Source organism: Amycolatopsis sp. YIM 10, from assembly GCF_009429145.1.
Classification (GTDB): Bacteria; Actinomycetota; Actinomycetes; order Mycobacteriales; family Pseudonocardiaceae; genus Amycolatopsis.
On sequence record NZ_CP045480.1, the window covers coordinates 5,436,709 to 5,452,994 of the forward strand.

The following is a 16,286-nucleotide window of genomic DNA, read 5'->3' on the forward strand; positions in this document are numbered from 1 at the left end:
CGGACTAGCCCCGTCGCCGCGCCGCCGATGCGAGCTGTTCCAGCAACGGTTCGGTGCGGCGCCAGCCGAGGCACGGGTCGGTGATGCTCAGGTCCGGCCGCGGCTCGCCCGACGGTGACTGGTTGCCGTCGGACAGGTACGACTCGAGCATCACCCCGGCCACCGCGTGGTTGCCGCCGCCGATCTGCTCGGCGAGGTCCGCGAGCACGGCGGGCTGCCGGTTGTGGTCCTTGCCGCTGTTGCCGTGCGCGGCGTCGACCACCACCCGCTGCGGCAGGCCCGCCTCGCGCAGGGTGTCCAGTGCGGCGGCCACGCTCGCCGCGTCGTAGTTCGGCACCGCGCCCCCGCGCAAGACCAGGTGCGCGGCGGGATTCCCGGCGCTGCGCAGGGTGGTCAGCCGCCCGTCCGCGGCCACCCCGGGAAAGGTGTGCGGCAGCCCGGCCGCGCGGATCGCCTGCACGGCGGTGTCGAGGCGGCCGGACACGCAGTTCTTCATGCCCACCGGCATCGGCAGCCACGAGGCCAGGTGCCGGTGCGGCTGGCTGGCCACCGTCCTGGCGCCGACCGCGGCCCAGCTGACCAGGTCGGCCACGTAGTGCGCGAGCAGCGGGTCGACGAACTCGTAGGCCAGCGGCAGTCCGGTCGCCGCCGCGTCGAGCAGGAACGACCGGCCCTGGCGGATCCCGGTGGCGATGTCGCCCTTGCCGTCGAGCGTCGGGTCCGGCAACAGGCCGGTCCAGCCCGCCACCGTGCGCGGTTTCTCCAGGTACGCGCGCAGCACCACAACGAGGTCGTCGGCATACCGCTCGGCCGCGGTGGCGAGCAGCCGCGCGTAGTCCAGCGCGGCCGCCGGGTCGTGCACCGAGCACGGGCCCGCCACCACCAGCAACCGCCGGTCGCGCCGGGCGAGCACGGCGTCGATGGTGGCGCGGTGGCGGTCCACGGCCTGCGGCCGCGTGCCGGTGACCTCGGCGGGGGTGGGCAGGGTGTCCTGATCAGGCATCCGGGGTGTCCTTCTCTCGGGGAAGGCGGAACGCGCCGGCCGCGGCGACCAGCGCCAGGCCGAGCACCCACCAGAAGGTGTCGGCGAAGGCCGACGGCACGTCGGTGCCGCGCACTGCCAGGCGCTGTTGAAGCACCACGGCCAGCGCCGCGGTGCCGAGCGAACCGCCGACGGTGTTGAGCAGGTTGAGCGCCCCGGCCGCGCGGGGCAGCTGCGCCGGGACGATGCGGCGGTAGACGATGGTCATCACCGGCGCGCCGATCATCGCCGCGCCGAAGCCGCGCACCAGCAGGGAAACCGCGATCACCACGTCCGGCAGTTCCGGGCCGAGCTGGGTGAAGGCGACCGTGCCGACCGCGACGAGCGCAATCCCGGTCAGCACCAGGGTCCGCGGGCCGACGGAATCGACCAGCCGGTTCACCAGGAACGAACCGGCCAGTGCCCCCGCGCCCTGCGGCGCGAGCAGCAGCCCGGTTTCCCACGCGGACAGGCTTTCCCCGGTTTGCAGGTACAGCGGCAGCAGGAACATGGTGCCGAACACCGACGCGCCCAGCACCACCAGCGCCAGCGCCGCGACACCGAACGGCGGTCGCGCGAACAGGCGCGGGTCGATCAGCGGGACCCGGCTGGTGCGCAGCCCGTGCACCACGAAACCGGCCAGCATCAACGCGCCGAGCACCACGGCGAACACCGTCACCCACAGCGGTACCGCCTGCTCGTGGCCGATCCCGGTCAGGCCGAACACCAGCACGGCCAGCCCCGGCGACAGCAACAGGGCCCCGCGGAAGTCGAACGGCGAACGCTCCTCGGACGGCGGGACCACCGGCACGAACCGCCGCGCCAGCAGGATCGCCACCACACCGACCGGCAGGTTGACGTAGAACAGCCACGGCCAGTCCGCGACACCGAGGATCGACCCGCCGAGCAGCGGGCCGAGCACCGGGGACAGCAGCGGCACCACACCGACGATGCTGATCACGCGGCCGATGCGGTCGCGCCCGGCGGCGCGGGCCAGCAGCGCCTGCCCGGTCGGCGGCAGCAGTCCACCGGCCAGGCCCTGGAGCACGCGGAAGGCGATCAGGCTGGGCAGCGACCAGGCCAGCGCGCACAACAGGGACCCGAGCAGGAACCCGGCCACCGCGAGCAGCCAGACCCGGCGCCCGCCGAAGCGGTCGGCCAGCCAGCCCGACGCGGGCACCGCGGCGACCACCGCGAGCAGGTACGCGGTGCTGACCCACTGGATGCCGGTGACCGGCGCGCCGAACTCGTCGGCCAGCGTGGACACCCCGACCGAGACGATGGTGCTGTCCAGTGTCGCCATGAACGTGCCCAGCACCAGGACAAAAGCCGTTCGCCACAGGGCAGCGCCGACCTCGGGCCTCACCGTGCTCACAAGACGCTCGACGCGTCGTCGTCGAAGCGGCCGGGCAGTTCCCTCAGCACCCGCTGGAGATCGGCGGCCAGCGCCTCGACCTCCGCCACGCGGAACATCCCGGACTGGTAACCCAGCACACCGGTCCAGCCGCTCTCGGCGGGCACCACGGTCACCGTGACCGGATGGTGCGTCCGCTCGCGGAACCGCGTGCCGGTAACCCGCAACCCTGGCGCGGGCTCGGCCAATTTCGCCAGTTCGACCGGGTAGTTCTCGAACACCACCAGGCTGTCGAAGAGCCGGTCCCGGCCGGTCAGGCGTTCCAGCTCAGCCACGCCGATGTGCTGGTGTTCGGCCATGTCCTGTTGCCGCGCCTGGAGATCGGCCAGTGCCTCGGCGACCGTGCCGTTCCAGCGGGCGCGTACCGGCACCGTGCCCGCGAGCAGCCCGATGATCTCCTCGACACCGGGAAAATCGGCCGTGCGACCGGAAACCATGGCACCGAAGCAGACGTCGCGGCGACCGGACCGCGCGGCGAGCACCGCCGCCCAGGCGCCCTGCAACAGGGTGTTCACCGTCAGCCCGCGTTCGGCGCCCGCCTTGGTCAGCTCGGCGACCACCGGCGCCTCGACCTCGAACAGCACGGGCTCGACCGCGCCGAGCGTCCGCGGCCGGTCCTTCGTGAGGTAATCCCCCTCGGGTAGCCCGTCGAGTTCCGCGCGCCAGGCCCGCAGCTCGGCGGCCTCGTCGCGATCGGCCCGCCACTGGAGGTAGCGCGCGAGCGGCACGGGCTCGGGCAGGGAAACCCCGCCGTACAAGGAGAACAGCTCGGTCAGGATGCGTGGCGCGGACCAGCCGTCGGACAGCACGTGGTGGCTGGTCAGCGCCAGCACGTGGTGCGCCGGACCACGCCGGAGCACGGTCAGCCGCACCGGCGGACCGGTCACCAGGTCGAACGGCTCGGCCAGCTCTGCCTCCAGCGCCCGCTCCACCGCACTGTCCGAATCGGACACATCCAGCACCCGGAACACCGGGCGCGGATCGGCCGGGATCACCTGCACGTCCAGCCAGTCCGGGAACACCGCGCCCAGATTCGGATGCCGTCGCAGCAGGGCGATCCCGGCGACGCGCAGCGCGTCCACGCCGAGCGCGCCGGACAGCGAGAACGCCGCCTGGACCGGGTAGACCTCCGCCGCGTCCCGCATCACCCGCTGCAACGGGGTCAGCGGCAGCACGTCCGCCACCGCGTGCTCGGTCTCCAGCGCGTCGATGGCGGCCTGGTCCACGTCGGCCAGCGGCACGTCCGACGGAGTCAGCCCGGCCCCGGCGCGCACCCCGGGATCGGTGGCGATCCGTTCCACCACCTCGCGCAGGCAGCCGGCCAGCCGGTCGATCTCCCCCTCGGTGAACAACGCCGACGGCCAGGTGAACCGGATGCCGAGCGCGTCGTCGCGGGCGATCGCGTTGATCATCAGCGCGTACGGCAGCGGCAGGTCGTCACCACCGCCCGAGCCGAGCGGATCGGCGTCCGGCGGCGCCTGCCACACGCCCTCGCTGGGTTCGGTGAAGCGGCCGAGGTAGTTCCAGCTCACCTCCGGCTCCACAGTGGACGGTGCGGCCCCGAGCTGCTCCTTCACCGCCTTCAGCGCCCGCGCGGTGCCGCCGTCCGGCAGTTCGATCCGCACCGGGTGCACGGCGGTGAACCAGCCGACCGTCTGCGAAAGGTCGTCCGCACCGTCCCGGCCGTGGCTTTCCAGCGCGACGGCCAACTCCGGCGCGTCACGCCACTCCCGGACCGCCTCGGCGAGCGCGGTCAGCAGCACCGTGTCCGGCGTCGTCCGGTACGCGCCGGGCAGTGTGGTGAGCACCGCACTGGTGGTTTCCGGGTCGAGCCGGAGCAGGTGGTGGACCGCGGTGGCGGCGGTGTCCCTGGCCGGGTCGAGCGGGGTCCGCGCGAGCGGTTTCACCGGCGCCACGGGCATCGACGGCTCCGGATCGCGCCGCGTGAGCGCCCAGCCCAGGAAGGACTGCCCGTGCCGGACGAGCGGGCCACCGGTGCGGTACACGTGTTCGATGTCGTCGAGCAGGATCCGCCACGACACCGCGTCGACCACGATGTGGTGCGCGACCAGCGCGAGCCTGCCGAGCCGGTCCGGCCCGGCGTCGAGCCAGATCGCGCGCAGCAGCGGCCCGGTCCTCAGGTCCATCCCGGCCCTGGCGGCGGCGAGGTGCTCGTCGGTCAGCGCGCGCAGGTCCGCCGACTCCCCCGCCCGCACGTGTTCGATCACGTCGGCGCCGGTGACCGCACCGGGGTCGGGGATGCGCAACGCGTCCTCGACCAGGTGTGCCCGGAGCACGTCGTGCCGCGCGAGCACGGCGTCGAAAACCGCGCGCCACGTAGCGAAATCACCACCCGCGGGCACACACACCTCGACCCACTGGCAGAACTCGTTGGCGGCATCACCACTCCGGCGCAGCAGGTCACGCATGATCGGGGTGAGCGGGGCGTCGCCGGCCGCCGGTGCCTCGGCAGGTCGATCCGGCGCACCACCGCAGCGCGCGGCGATCCCGGCGACCGTGCGGCCTTCGAACACATCGCGCGCGGTCAGGGTCAGGCCTTCGCGCCGCGCACGGGAAACCACGCGCAGCGACACGATGCTGTCCCCGCCGACGTCGAGGAAGTTGTCGTCGAGCTGGACGTCTTCCGTGCCCAGTACCTCGCGGAACACCCGCAGCAGCACGGTTTCCGCCTCGGTGCCCGGTTCGCGCGCCGGGGTCCCCGCGCGTGCTTCCGGCGCGGGGAGCGCGGCCCGGTCGAGCTTGCCGCTGGGGCCCAGCGGCAGCCGGTCCAGCGTCACCAGCGCGGCGGGCACCATGTGCTCGGGCAGCTCCGCGCCGAGGAACTCGCGGACCTCGGCGGCGTCCGGCTCGGCGCCGCCGGCCGGGATGACGTACCCGACGAGCCGCCCTTCGCGGACGATCACCGCGCACGCGCGGATCTGCGGGTGCCGGGTCAGCGCGGTCTCGATCTCACCCAGTTCGATGCGGAAACCGCGGATCTTCACCTGGTGGTCGGCGCGGCCGAGGAACACCAGGTTGCCGTCCGGCCGCCAGCGCACCAGGTCGCCCGTCCGGTACATCCGCTCCCCTGCCGGTCCGTACGGATCCGCCAGGAAGCGTTCCGCCGTCAGGCCTGGCCGGTTCACGTAACCGCGTGCGACCTTCGGACCGGCCAGGTACAGCTCACCGGTCACGCCGACGCCGACCGGCTTCAGCGCGCTGTCGAGCACGTAGGCCCGGACCTCGGGGTCCGGCAGGCCGATCGGCAACGGGCCCGGGTCCTCGGGGTCGTAGTGCCAGGTGACCGAGTTGATGGTCACCTCGGTGGGGCCGTAGGCGTTGAACAGCGCCCGCCGGTCGCCCCAGCGGCGCGCCAGCTCCGGATCGAGGCGTTCGGCGCCGACCACGAAGAACACGTCGCGGTCCACCGTGCGGTCGTCCGGCATCGCGGCCAGGAACGAAGGCAGCAGGTTCACCCCGGTGACCCGGTGCTCGACGATGTAGTCGAGCAGTTCGTCGCCGGGCACGCGCACCTCCGGCGGCGCGATCACCGAGGTGCCGCCGGACAGCAGCGGCAGCATGAACTGCCAGAACGCCACGTCGAAACTGGTCGACGCGAAGTGCAGGTACCGCTCCCGCTCCCCGTCCTTCGTGTTGATGCCGACGACGTCCTCCTGCAGCGCCACCAGGCTCGGCACGCCGCGATGCGGAACCGCCACCCCCTTCGGCTTCCCGGTGGTGCCGGAGGTGTAGATGACGTAGGCGACCGAATCCGGGGTCTGGTCCCGCCGCGCGTGCGCCGGGTCCGTTGTGGACAGTCCGTCGAGCCGGGCCGGGTCGACCACCGGCAGGCCGCCGTGCGCTTCGCCGCCGGTCACCACCGCGGCCGGGGTGATGTCGCCGAGCATGTAGGCCAGCCGGTCCGCCGGGTAGTCCGGGTCCATCGGCACGTACACCGCGCCCGCCTTGAGCACGCCGAACAGCGCCACCACCAGCTCGACGTCGCGGTCCAGCAGCACGGCGACCGCGTCCTGCGGCCGCACCCCCCGCTCGATCAGGGCGTTCGCCAGCTGGTTCGCGCGGTGGTCCAGCTCGCGGTAGGACAGGCTGCGGTCGCGGCACACCACGGCTTCCGCGTCCGGGGTGCGCTCCACCCAGCGGGCGAACTCCTCGAGGGCGCCACCGCGTTCCCGCTTCGGTTCCGCGCCCTCGCCCAGGCGCAGCATCCGGGCGTGTTCCTCGGTGTCCAGCGCGTGCAGCCGTCCGATCGGCCGCTCCGGATCACCGACGATCTCGTGCAGCAGGTTCCGCAGCCAGCGGCCGTAACCCCGGACGACCGCCTCGTCGAAGGCATGCGGTTGGTACCCGAGGCCGAGCACGATCTCGTCGTCAGGGATCACGATCACTGTCAGCGGGTAGTGCGTCGCGTCGGTGATCTCCACGCCCACCAGGTCCAGTCCGGGAGCCAGGGTGGTGCGGTTCCGGCTGGAGAGCGGGAAGTTCTCCATCACCAGCATGGTGTCGAACAGTTCACCGACGCCGGCCGCGCGCTGGATGTCCGGCAGTCCGGCGTGGTGGTGCTCGGCGAGCCGGACGCTGTCTTCGTGCACCCGGCCCAGCAGCGCGGCCGCGGTCTCTCCGAGGTCGAACGCCACGCGCACCGGGATCGTGGTGCCGAGCTGGCCGATGGTGGTCTCCACCCCGTCGACATCGGCCGGGCGGCCGGAGACCGGGCAGCCGAAGAGCACGTCGTGCCGTCCGGTCAGCTTGCCGAGCAACAGCCCCCACGCGGTCTGGAACACCGTGGTCGGCGTGACTCCCCTGGCGCGCGCGAACGCCCGCAGCCGCTCGCTGAACTCCGTGCCCAGCCCGACCGTCACCCGGTCCGGTCGCTCCACCGTGTCCGCTGTGGATCCGGTACCGGCCGGGGCGAGGTGCGTGCCTTCGTCCACTCCGGACAGCGCCGCCCGCCAGGCGGCCAGCGACTCCTCCTGGTCGCGCCCGGCCAGCCAGCGGTGGTACTCGGCGAGTGATGGGGCCACCGGCGCGGCCGGGCCGCCGCCGAGTTCGGCGTAGGTGGCCAGCAGTGTGCGCCCGACCAGCGGCATCGACCAGCCGTCGAGCAGCGCGTGGTGGTTGGTGATGACCAGCCGGTGCTCGCGCGCGCCGAGGCGGCACAGCAGGAACCGGATCAGCGGCGGCTCGTTCGGGTCGAACGGGCGCTCCAGCTCGGCCTGGCAGTGCCCGGCGAACCGGTTCGGGTCACCGGTGAGGTCCTCGAACCGCCAGTCGAGGCTGACCTCGGCGGGCACCACCTGCACGACCTCACCGGCCGCGGTGGTGTGCAGGTGGACGCGCAGCGCGGGATGCCGCCGGAGCAGTTCCGCGGCGGCATCCCGCATCCGCTCCGGTTCCAGCTCGCCGTCCAGGGAGGTCTTCGCCTGCACCACGTAGACGTCGGTGTCCTGCTCACCTCGGACCAAGGTGTGGAAGGAGAGCCCGGCTTGCAGCGAGGTCGCCGGGAGCACGTCGTCGACCCGGCCCCGGCGTTCCAGTGCGTCGATGGCGGCCTGGTCGAGCTGTACGAACGGCAGGTCGGACGGCGTGAGCCCGCCACCACGCCCGGCGTGAGCGGCCAGCTCCGCGAGCGCGGTTTCCCAGGCGTGTTGCAGTTCCGCCACGGTCGACGGCGGCAGTACGAGGCTCGCCGCGGTCCATTCGACGGCCAGCCGCGGCGCGTCGCCGTCCTCGTGCACGAAGCAGTTGAGCGCGAGCACCTGTTCCAGCGCCTTCGCGGGCGGTTCGACCACGGAGAAGGCGTCGCGTTCGGGCAGGCGCCAGCCCGTGCCGGACGGAGCCGTGAAGCGCCCGAGGTAGTTCAGCAGCACGTCCGGCGGTGCGGTGGCGCCGAATTCCTCGCGGGTGAGCGGATCCAGGTAACGCAGCACGCCGTAGCCGACGCCACCGTCGGGCACCGCGCGCTTGGCCTCCTTGACCGCGCGCAGCAGTTCGGCTGGATCACCGGCGGCGGGCAGGCGCAACGGGTATTCGCTGGTGAACCAGCCGATCGTGCGAGCGAGATCGGTCCCGGCCTGGTCGCGGCCGTGTCCCTCCACGGTGACGGTGATCGAGTCGGCTTCACGCCACGAGCGCAGGGCCAGCACGAGCGCGGTCAGCAGGACCTCGTCGACACCCGCGCGGTAGGCGGCGGGCAGCGTGGTCAGCAGTGCCTCGGTGATCTCCGGCGACGCGATCGTGGTCGACCGCTCGGCCGTCGCCGCCAGGTCCACGCTCTTGTCGAGCGGGCGGGTACCCAGGCGGAAGTCGTCGGCGGCCCGCCGCCAGTGGTCCAGTTCGGTCCGGCGGGCGCCGGTCTCGCCCTGTTCGGCGAGCAGCAGCGCGTGACGACGCCAGGAGGTGCCGACCGGTTCGAGCGCACCGCCGGTGCACGCGGTGTGCAGATCGGGCAGCAGCACCCGCCACGACACGCCGTCCATCACCAGGTGGTGCACCACCACGACCAGCCGGGAGTCCTCGCGCAGCAAGGCCATCCGCACCAGGTCGCCCGCGACCGGGTCGAGCGCGTCAGCCAGCCGTTCGGCCACCTCGGTGACGTCGGCGGGCCCGTCGATCTCCTCCATGAGCGGTGTCACGCTGCCACGCGGGCGGACTTCCAGCCGACCGGCCGGATCCACGATCAACCGCAGTGCGTCGTGGTGGTCGAGGATCGCGCGGAGACCGTCGCCCAGCTGGGAAAGCGGCAGGTGCTCGTCGAGGCGGAGCGCGGTCCACTGGGCGTACCCCGCCACCGCGCCGAGGTCGGGGTGCGGGTTGAGCAGAGCGCGCACGATCGGCGGCGCGGGCACCGGCCCGGACGGCTCGTCGGGCACCGGCTCCGGCGTCCCGCCGATCTCCGTGCTCGCCGCGGCCAGCGCGGCGAAACTCCGCCGTGCCAGCAGATCCCGGGGCCGCAGTTCCAGGCCGCGGGCCCGCAGCCTGCTGCTCACGCTGATCGCGGTGATGCTGTCGCCGCCGAGCGCGAAGAAGTCGTCGTCCACGCCGACGCGTTCGGCGCCGACCACCTCGGCGATGGTTTCGCACAGCAGGCGCTCGCGTTCGGTGCTCGGGGCGCGGCCACCACTCGACACCCGCGGCGCCGGGAGCGCGGCACGGTCGAGCTTGCCGTTGATGGTCACCGGAAGTTCTTCCAGGACAACAACAACCGCGGGCACGAGGTGGTCCGGCAGGCGTTCGGCGAGCGTGGCGCGGACCTGCTCGGGCGTGACCGTGGCTCCGGCGGCGGGCACCACGTACCCGATCAACCGCGAGGCGTGCACCGCCGCCGCTGCCGCACTGACCCCGGCAACCGCACCCAGCGCGGCCTCGGCCTCGCCGAGTTCCACGCGGTGGCCCCGGATCTTGAGCTGCCCGTCGCGGCGGCCGAGGTACTCCAGCCCGCGTTCCGGTACCCAGCGCGCCAAGTCGCCGGTGCGGTACATCCGATCGCCCGGCCCGCCCAGCGGGTCGGCGACGAAGCGTTCCGCGGTCAGCCCCGGCTGACCGGCGTACCCGCGCGCCAGATGCGGCCCGGCCAGGTACAACTCACCCGCGGCGCCCTCCGGCACCGGGCGCAAGGCGTTGTCCAGCAAGCGGATCCGCGTGCCCGGAACCGGGAACCCGATGGTCGGCTCGGAGCCGGTGAGCAGCGCGCTCGTACTGTCCACAGTGGTCTCGGTGGGCCCGTACATGTTCCGCGCGGTGACCCCGGATTCGACCACGCGCCGCCACAACGCGGGCGGGGTCGCCTCACCGCCGAGCACCAGCAGGGTCAGCGGGTGCGCGGTGAGCAGGCCAGCGTCCACCAGCGGTGCGGCCATCGACGGCGTGGTGTCCAGCACGTCGATCCGGTCACGGGCGCAGGCGGCCAGCAGTTCGTCGGCGTCGCGCGTCACGTCGGTGTCGTAGAGGTGCAGTTCGTGCCCGCACAGCAGCCACAGCAACTGGTCCAGCGCCGAGTCGAAGGCGAACGAGTAGGTGTGCGCCACGCGCAGTCGCCTGCCGGCGGCCCGCTCGGCCTCGGCGACGGTGGTCATCCGGTGCCGGTGCACCAGTTCGGCCAGACCGCCCGACCGGCACAGCACGCCCTTCGGCCGTCCGGTCGAGCCGGAGGTGAAGATGACGTAGGCCAGATCGTCGGGATGCCTGGCCACGGACAACGGCTCGTCGGAGAACGCGGCCAGCTCCGGGTCGTCGACCGTCAGGACGTTCTCGAAGTCGGTGCCGGTGCTCACCACAAGCGCGGCACCGGCCTCGGTGATCAGCTCCCGCAGGCGTTCCGGCGGGTGCTCGGTGTCCAGTGGCAGGAACGCGGCGCCCGCGTCCAGCACCGCCAGCAGCGCGACGACCAGGTCGGCCGAGCGCGGCAACGCGAGCGCCACCACGTCGTCACGGCCCACTCCCCTGGCGCGCAACGCCCTGGCCAGCCGATGCACCCGGGAAACCAGTCCACCGGCAGTCAGCCGCTCCTCGCCGTGCACCAGCACTGTCTGTCCGGAGTGGACGGACAGTTCCGCCAGCATCCCCGGCACATCAAGAGGTTCGCCGGGGACGGCGGGCGTGGTCCAGGCGTCGAGCAGTGCCTGCCGTTCGGCCGCGCCGAGCAGGTCGACCTGGCCGATCCGCGGTTCGTCCGGCTCGGTCAGCGTGGTGAGCAAGGTCCGCAGCGCGGTCAGTTGCCGCTCCACCCCGGCTTGGTCGTGGGTCCGCGCGTCGACCTCGAACCCCAGCAACAGGCCACCGTCGCCGTCGGGCAGCACGCTCAGCCCCATGTCCTCCGGCGGGCCACCGGCCACGTTGCGCATCACCCCGGTCGCCCCGGCGAACTCGATAGCCAGGTCGAACGCCTTGAGATTGATGCCGCGCCCGTGCAGCAGCGCGCCCGCGCCCGGCACGGCCAAGTCCTGCGGCAGGTTCTCGCCCCGGTAGCGCTGATGCCTGCGCATGTCCCGCAACGCCGCCGCGACCCGCTTGGTCAGCTCGCCCAGCCGGTCCGCGCCGGTGACCTCGACCCGCAGCGGCAGCACGTTCACCGCCATCGCCGGGGTGCGCAGCGCCGAACCGGTGCGGCACATCAACGGCATCGCGAAAACCACGTCGGTGCGGCCGAGCACGCGGTGCAGGAACGCGGCGTAACCCGCGATCAGCGCCTCGCCCCAGGTGGTGCCCGCGCGTTCGGCGACCTCGCGCAACCGGTCCACGTCGGCGGCCGGAAGCACCACGCGGGCGGTGACCGTGCGCTCGGGCATTCCTGTCGCGGTGGTGGCTTCGTCCAGGTCGGGCAGCGGGGTGAAGCGGTCGCGCCAGTACTCGCGGTCGCGTTCGGCCTTCCCGCTTTCCCGATAGTCGCGGTCGGCGGCGACCACGTCGGCGAACCGGCCGAACGCCGCCGCCGGTGCCGGATCTCCCTGCACCAGCGCGGCGTAGTGCGCACCGGTGCGGCGCGCGAGCATGGCCGCGGTGTAACCGTCGAACACCAGGTGATGGCCCAGCTGGGTGAACCACACGCGGTTCTCGCCGAGCCGGATGACGGTGTGCGAGAACAGCGGCCGGTCCACCATCGCGCGGCACGCCTCGGCGGCGCGGTGCCGTTCGGCCTCCACCAGCGCGTGCGCCGCCGCCTCCGGGTCGGCTTCGCCGCTCAGGTCCACGATCTCCGGCAGTGGCACGGGTTCGGCCGATATCACCTGGCAGGGGCCGTCCCGACCGTCCACAGTGTCCAGTACACGCAACCGCAGGCTGTCCGCCTCCTCGGTGGTGCGGCGGATCGCCTCGGCGATCAGCTCGGCGTCCACCGGCTCCGGCCCGTCCACCTCCACCACGTCGCCGACCAGGTAGTACGGCGAATCCGGCTCCAGCCGCTGGGCGTTCCAGATGCCCAGCTGCGCGCTGGTCAGCTCGAGAACGGCGGTCTCGGGATCGGCGTGGGCAGTGCTCACTTCGCGCTCCTGGGAATTCGGGGGGCGCCCGCGTCAGAGCGCGGGCACCACCATCGGCGTGCCGGTCACCGGATCGGGCACCACCACGCAGGGCAGGTCGAAGACCTCCTTGAGCAGCGCGGCGTCCACGATCTCGGGCGGGGTGCCCTCGGCGACCACCCGGCCGTCCTTCATGGCGATCAGGTGGTCGGCGTACCGGCAGGCCTGGTTGATGTCGTGCAGCACGGCGATCACCGTGCGGCCGCGGTCGCGGAGTTCGGCCAGCAGCTCCAGCAACTGGTACTGGTGGGCGATGTCGAGGAACGAGGTCGGCTCGTCCAGCAGCAGGTAGGGCGTCTGCTGGGCGAGCACCACGGCCATCCACACCCGCTGGCGCTGCCCGCCGGACAGCTCGTGCACCGGGCGGTTCGCCAGGTCGCTCACCCCGGCCGAGTCCATCGCCTCGGCCACCGCTTCGGCGTCCTGCTCGGACCACGTCGAGAGCAGCGACTGGTGCGGGAACCGGCCGCGCGCGACCAGCTGCCGCACGCGGATGTCCTCCGGGGCCACCGGATCCTGCGGCAGGAACCCGAGCGAGCGCGCCAGCGCCTTGGTCGGGTACGCGCCCACCTCCCGGTCGTCCAGCCGGACGTGACCCTCGGCCGGTTTCAGCAGCCGGACGAAGGCCCGCAGCAAGGTGGACTTGCCGCAGGCGTTGGGCCCGACGATCGCACTCAGCGAACCGTCGGGCAGGTCGAGTGAAAGCCGGGTCGACACCACCCGGTCCCCGTAACGCAGGGTCAGATCCCTCGCGGTCAGGCGCGCGGTCACGCTCGACGCACCTCCTTGGTGAGCAGCCAGATCAGGTAGCAGCCGCCGATCGCGGTGCTGACCACGCCGACGGGAAGGGCGACCGGGGCGAGCAGCATCTGCGCCACCAGGTCGGCGGCCAGCAGCAGCACGGCGCCGGTCAGCGCGGCGGGCAGCAGCGGCACGCCCGGCGCCCGCGCCAGCCGCCTGCCGATCTGCGGCGCGGCCAGCGCGATGAACGCGATCGGCCCGGCCACCGCGGTGACCGTGGCGGTGCAGCCGACGCCGATCAGCACCAGCTGCAGGCGCAGCTTCTCCAGGCCGACCCCGGTGGTCACCGCCATCGCGCTGCCGAGCGAGGACTGGTGCAGCGCCTGCGCGCGCAGCGCCAGCACCACCAGCAGCACGCCGATGATGGTGAACGGGATGCGCAGGCCGTCCCAGCCGACGCCGTTCAGCGAACCGGCGTTCCAGCCGACCGCGGCGATGGCGACCTCGAGTTCGGCACGCAGCACGATCCACGAGTTGAACGCGGTCAGCATGGCGTTGACCGCGATGCCGATCACCACCAGCCGCAGCCCGGACAGCCCGCCGCCGAGCGAAAGCAGGTACACCACGGCCGCGGTGATCACACCCCCGATCACCGAGCTGACCGCGAGCTGCCCCGGCGTGCCCGCCAGCACGGTGATCGCGACCAGCGCGCCGGTGTAGGCACCGGCGTCCAGCCCGATCACGTCCGGACTGCCGAGCGGGTTGCGGGTGATGTTCTGGAAGATCGCGCCGGCCACGCCGAGCGCGATGCCGAAGAGCACCGCGGCCAGCACGCGCGGCAGCCGCCAGTCGCGGATCACCACGCCGGAACCACCGCCGGAGCCGGAAAGCGCGGAGAACACCTTGGCCGGGCTGGCCCAGTTCGCGCCGTAGCAGAGCCCGAGCAGGCCGAGCCCGGCGATCAGCAGGACCATCACCGCGGTCAGCACCAGCACGCGCCGCTCCACGCGGATCGAGGCCCGCCCACGGCGGAGTACGAGTGCGGTCACAGCGGCGCCGCCCCGTACTTGCGGACGGCCCAGATCAGCACCGGGCCGCCGATGAACGCGGTGACGATGGCGACCGGCACCTCACCGGTCGGGAGCAGCACCCGCGAGCCCATGTCCGACAGCAGCAGGAGAATCGGCCCCAGCACCGCGCCGAACCCCACCAGCCACGGCACCGAACCCCCGCCGAGACGACGGGCCAGGTGCGGCACCATCAGTCCGACAAAAAGGATCGGCCCGGCGATCGCGGTGGCCGCCCCGGCGAGCAGGGTGATCAGCGCCAGTGTCGCGAAGCGGACCCTGGCCACGTTCGCGCCGAGCGTGTGCGCCACCGCCTCACCGAGCGCCACCGCGTTGAGCTGCCTGCTCACCAGCAGCGCGCCGAGCACGCCTGCGCCGATGGCCACCAGTGGCAGCGCCATCGGCGCCTGCTCCCGGCCGGCGAGCGAGCCGATCGACCAGAAGCGGTACACGTCGAACACTTCCGGGTCCAGCAGCCGCAGGCCCAGCCCGACACCGGTGAGCACGAAGGTCAGCGCGGTCCCGGTGAGCACCAGCCGCAGCGGCGACTGGCGGCCCACCGAGTAGACCAGCGCGGCGGCGAGCAGCGCGCCGGCCACCGACAGCACCAGTTCCCCGGCCGGGCCGGCCACCCCGAGCGAAACCCCGACGGTGATGGCGAATCCGGCGCCCGAGGTCACCCCGAGCACACCGGGTTCGGCCAGCGGGTTGCGCGAGAGCGCCTGCACCAGCACGCCCGCCACACCGAGCGCGGCACCGGCGGCGATGGCCAAGAACGCGCGCGGCAGGCGGACATCCCTGACCACCAGGTGATCCGGATTCACCGAGTCCCCGCCGAAAAGCGCGCGGAGAACCTCGGCGGGGGCGATGCCGTGCGCGCCGACACCGACGCTGAGCACCGCCACCACCAGCAATACGGTCAGTGCCGCGATGAACAGTCCCGACCGCGTGCCGGATTCGCGGAGCGCGACGGTCACTTGTTCAGCAGCGGCGCGAAAGCCTCGTCGACCGCGTCGAGCGTCTTCATCGCCGCGCGGTAGGTGGCGGCTTCGGTGTAGCGGATCGGGAAGGCCTTGCCCGCCTTGACCGCGGGCAGGTTCTTCCACAGCTCCGAATCCATCACGTACTTGACCGGGGCGGGCACCGAACCGTCGGCGGAGACGGTGTAGGTGATCGCGTCGGCCTCGGTGAAGGCACCGGCCAGCTCCTCGATCGAGGGGTACTCGCTGACGTCCTTCGAGCCGCCGCCCTTGACCTTGACCTGGCCGTAGTAGTTCGCGCCGACGTCCTCGGCGATGTTGGTGCCCCACGAGCCATTGAACTCGCGCTGGAAGTTGCCCTTGGCCACCTCGCCGTAGCCGCCCACGTGGCCGAGCTTGAGCTGCGGCAGCACCGCGGCGTACTTCTCCTCGAGCTTCTTCGCCTTGGCCTCGTACTCGTTGCGGGTGGCGTCGAAGGTGCCCAGCGCGCCCGCGGCGTCGGCCTGCTTGCGGGACAGGTCGCGCCACATCGACGGCACGGACGGCCCGATCGCGACCACCGGCGCCAGTGCTTCGAGGCGCTTGAGGTCGATGTCGGCCAGCACCGGCTTCGGCACGCCGATCACGATCAGATCGGGCTCGGCCTGCGCGATGGCCTCGTAGTTCGTCTCGGCCGCGGACTCACCGGCCACCTTCGCCAGCCCGTCGTACTTGGCGCGATCCTCCGGCGTCATCAGCGGAAGGCCGCGCTGCCAGGTCGAAATCCCGACCAGCGGCGCGTTCGCTTCCAGCAGCGCGGGCACCGCGTAGCCGGTGGCGACCACACGCTTCGGGGTCACCGGGATGGTGATCTCCCCGTTGTCGGCGGCGAAAACGCGGGTCTGGCCCTCCGCGGCACCGGTCTCTTCGGCGCCGCCCGACGCGCAGCCGGTGGCCACGGCGAGGGCGAGCACCAGCGCACCGGCGATACGGGAGGTTCTGGCGATGGACATTCTTGTTTCCTCAGGGGTTGCGGTTGGTGCGGGTCGG

Annotated in this window: 7 protein-coding genes; all 7 read right to left on the reverse strand. The window is 72.7% G+C overall.

The window, feature by feature from the left end; all coding sequences use genetic code 11:
- Positions 1-4 precede the first annotated feature (4 nt).
- From YIM_RS25810 to YIM_RS25840, 7 genes are read right to left on the reverse strand one after another with little or no spacing between them, the layout of a single operon-like run.
- Positions 5-1,003 (reverse strand): 3-deoxy-7-phosphoheptulonate synthase, encoded by a 999-nt coding sequence (locus YIM_RS25810; protein ID WP_153032800.1) that lies wholly within the window; start codon positions 1,001-1,003, stop codon positions 5-7.
- The gene (locus YIM_RS25815; RefSeq protein WP_153032801.1) at positions 996-2,396 is read right to left on the reverse strand and encodes a DHA2 family efflux MFS transporter permease subunit; all 1,401 of its coding nucleotides are present in this window, start codon (positions 2,394-2,396) and stop codon (positions 996-998) included. Before YIM_RS25815 ends, YIM_RS25810 begins: the two co-directional genes overlap by 8 nt.
- Positions 2,393-12,430 carry a non-ribosomal peptide synthetase gene (locus tag YIM_RS25820; protein WP_153032802.1) on the reverse strand — a complete coding sequence of 3,346 codons (10,038 nt, stop codon included), beginning with the start codon at positions 12,428-12,430 and terminating at the stop codon, positions 2,393-2,395. The genes YIM_RS25815 and YIM_RS25820 overlap by 4 nt, the downstream gene beginning before the upstream one ends.
- Positions 12,431-12,463: 33 nt before the next feature.
- Positions 12,464-13,240 (reverse strand): ABC transporter ATP-binding protein, encoded by a 777-nt coding sequence (locus YIM_RS25825; RefSeq protein WP_153032803.1) that lies wholly within the window; start codon positions 13,238-13,240, stop codon positions 12,464-12,466.
- Positions 13,237-14,259: an iron chelate uptake ABC transporter family permease subunit gene (locus YIM_RS25830; RefSeq protein WP_228004012.1), complete on the reverse strand. Its 1,023-nt coding sequence runs from the start codon at positions 14,257-14,259 to the stop codon at positions 13,237-13,239. Before YIM_RS25830 ends, YIM_RS25825 begins: the two co-directional genes overlap by 4 nt.
- The gene (locus YIM_RS25835) at positions 14,256-15,254 is read right to left on the reverse strand and encodes an iron ABC transporter permease (protein ID WP_153032804.1); all 999 of its coding nucleotides are present in this window, start codon (positions 15,252-15,254) and stop codon (positions 14,256-14,258) included. Before YIM_RS25835 ends, YIM_RS25830 begins: the two co-directional genes overlap by 4 nt.
- Positions 15,251-16,249, reverse strand: a complete 999-nt coding sequence (locus tag YIM_RS25840) for an ABC transporter substrate-binding protein (protein ID WP_153032805.1) — start codon at positions 16,247-16,249, stop codon at positions 15,251-15,253. The genes YIM_RS25835 and YIM_RS25840 overlap by 4 nt, the downstream gene beginning before the upstream one ends.
- Positions 16,250-16,286 lie beyond the last annotated feature (37 nt).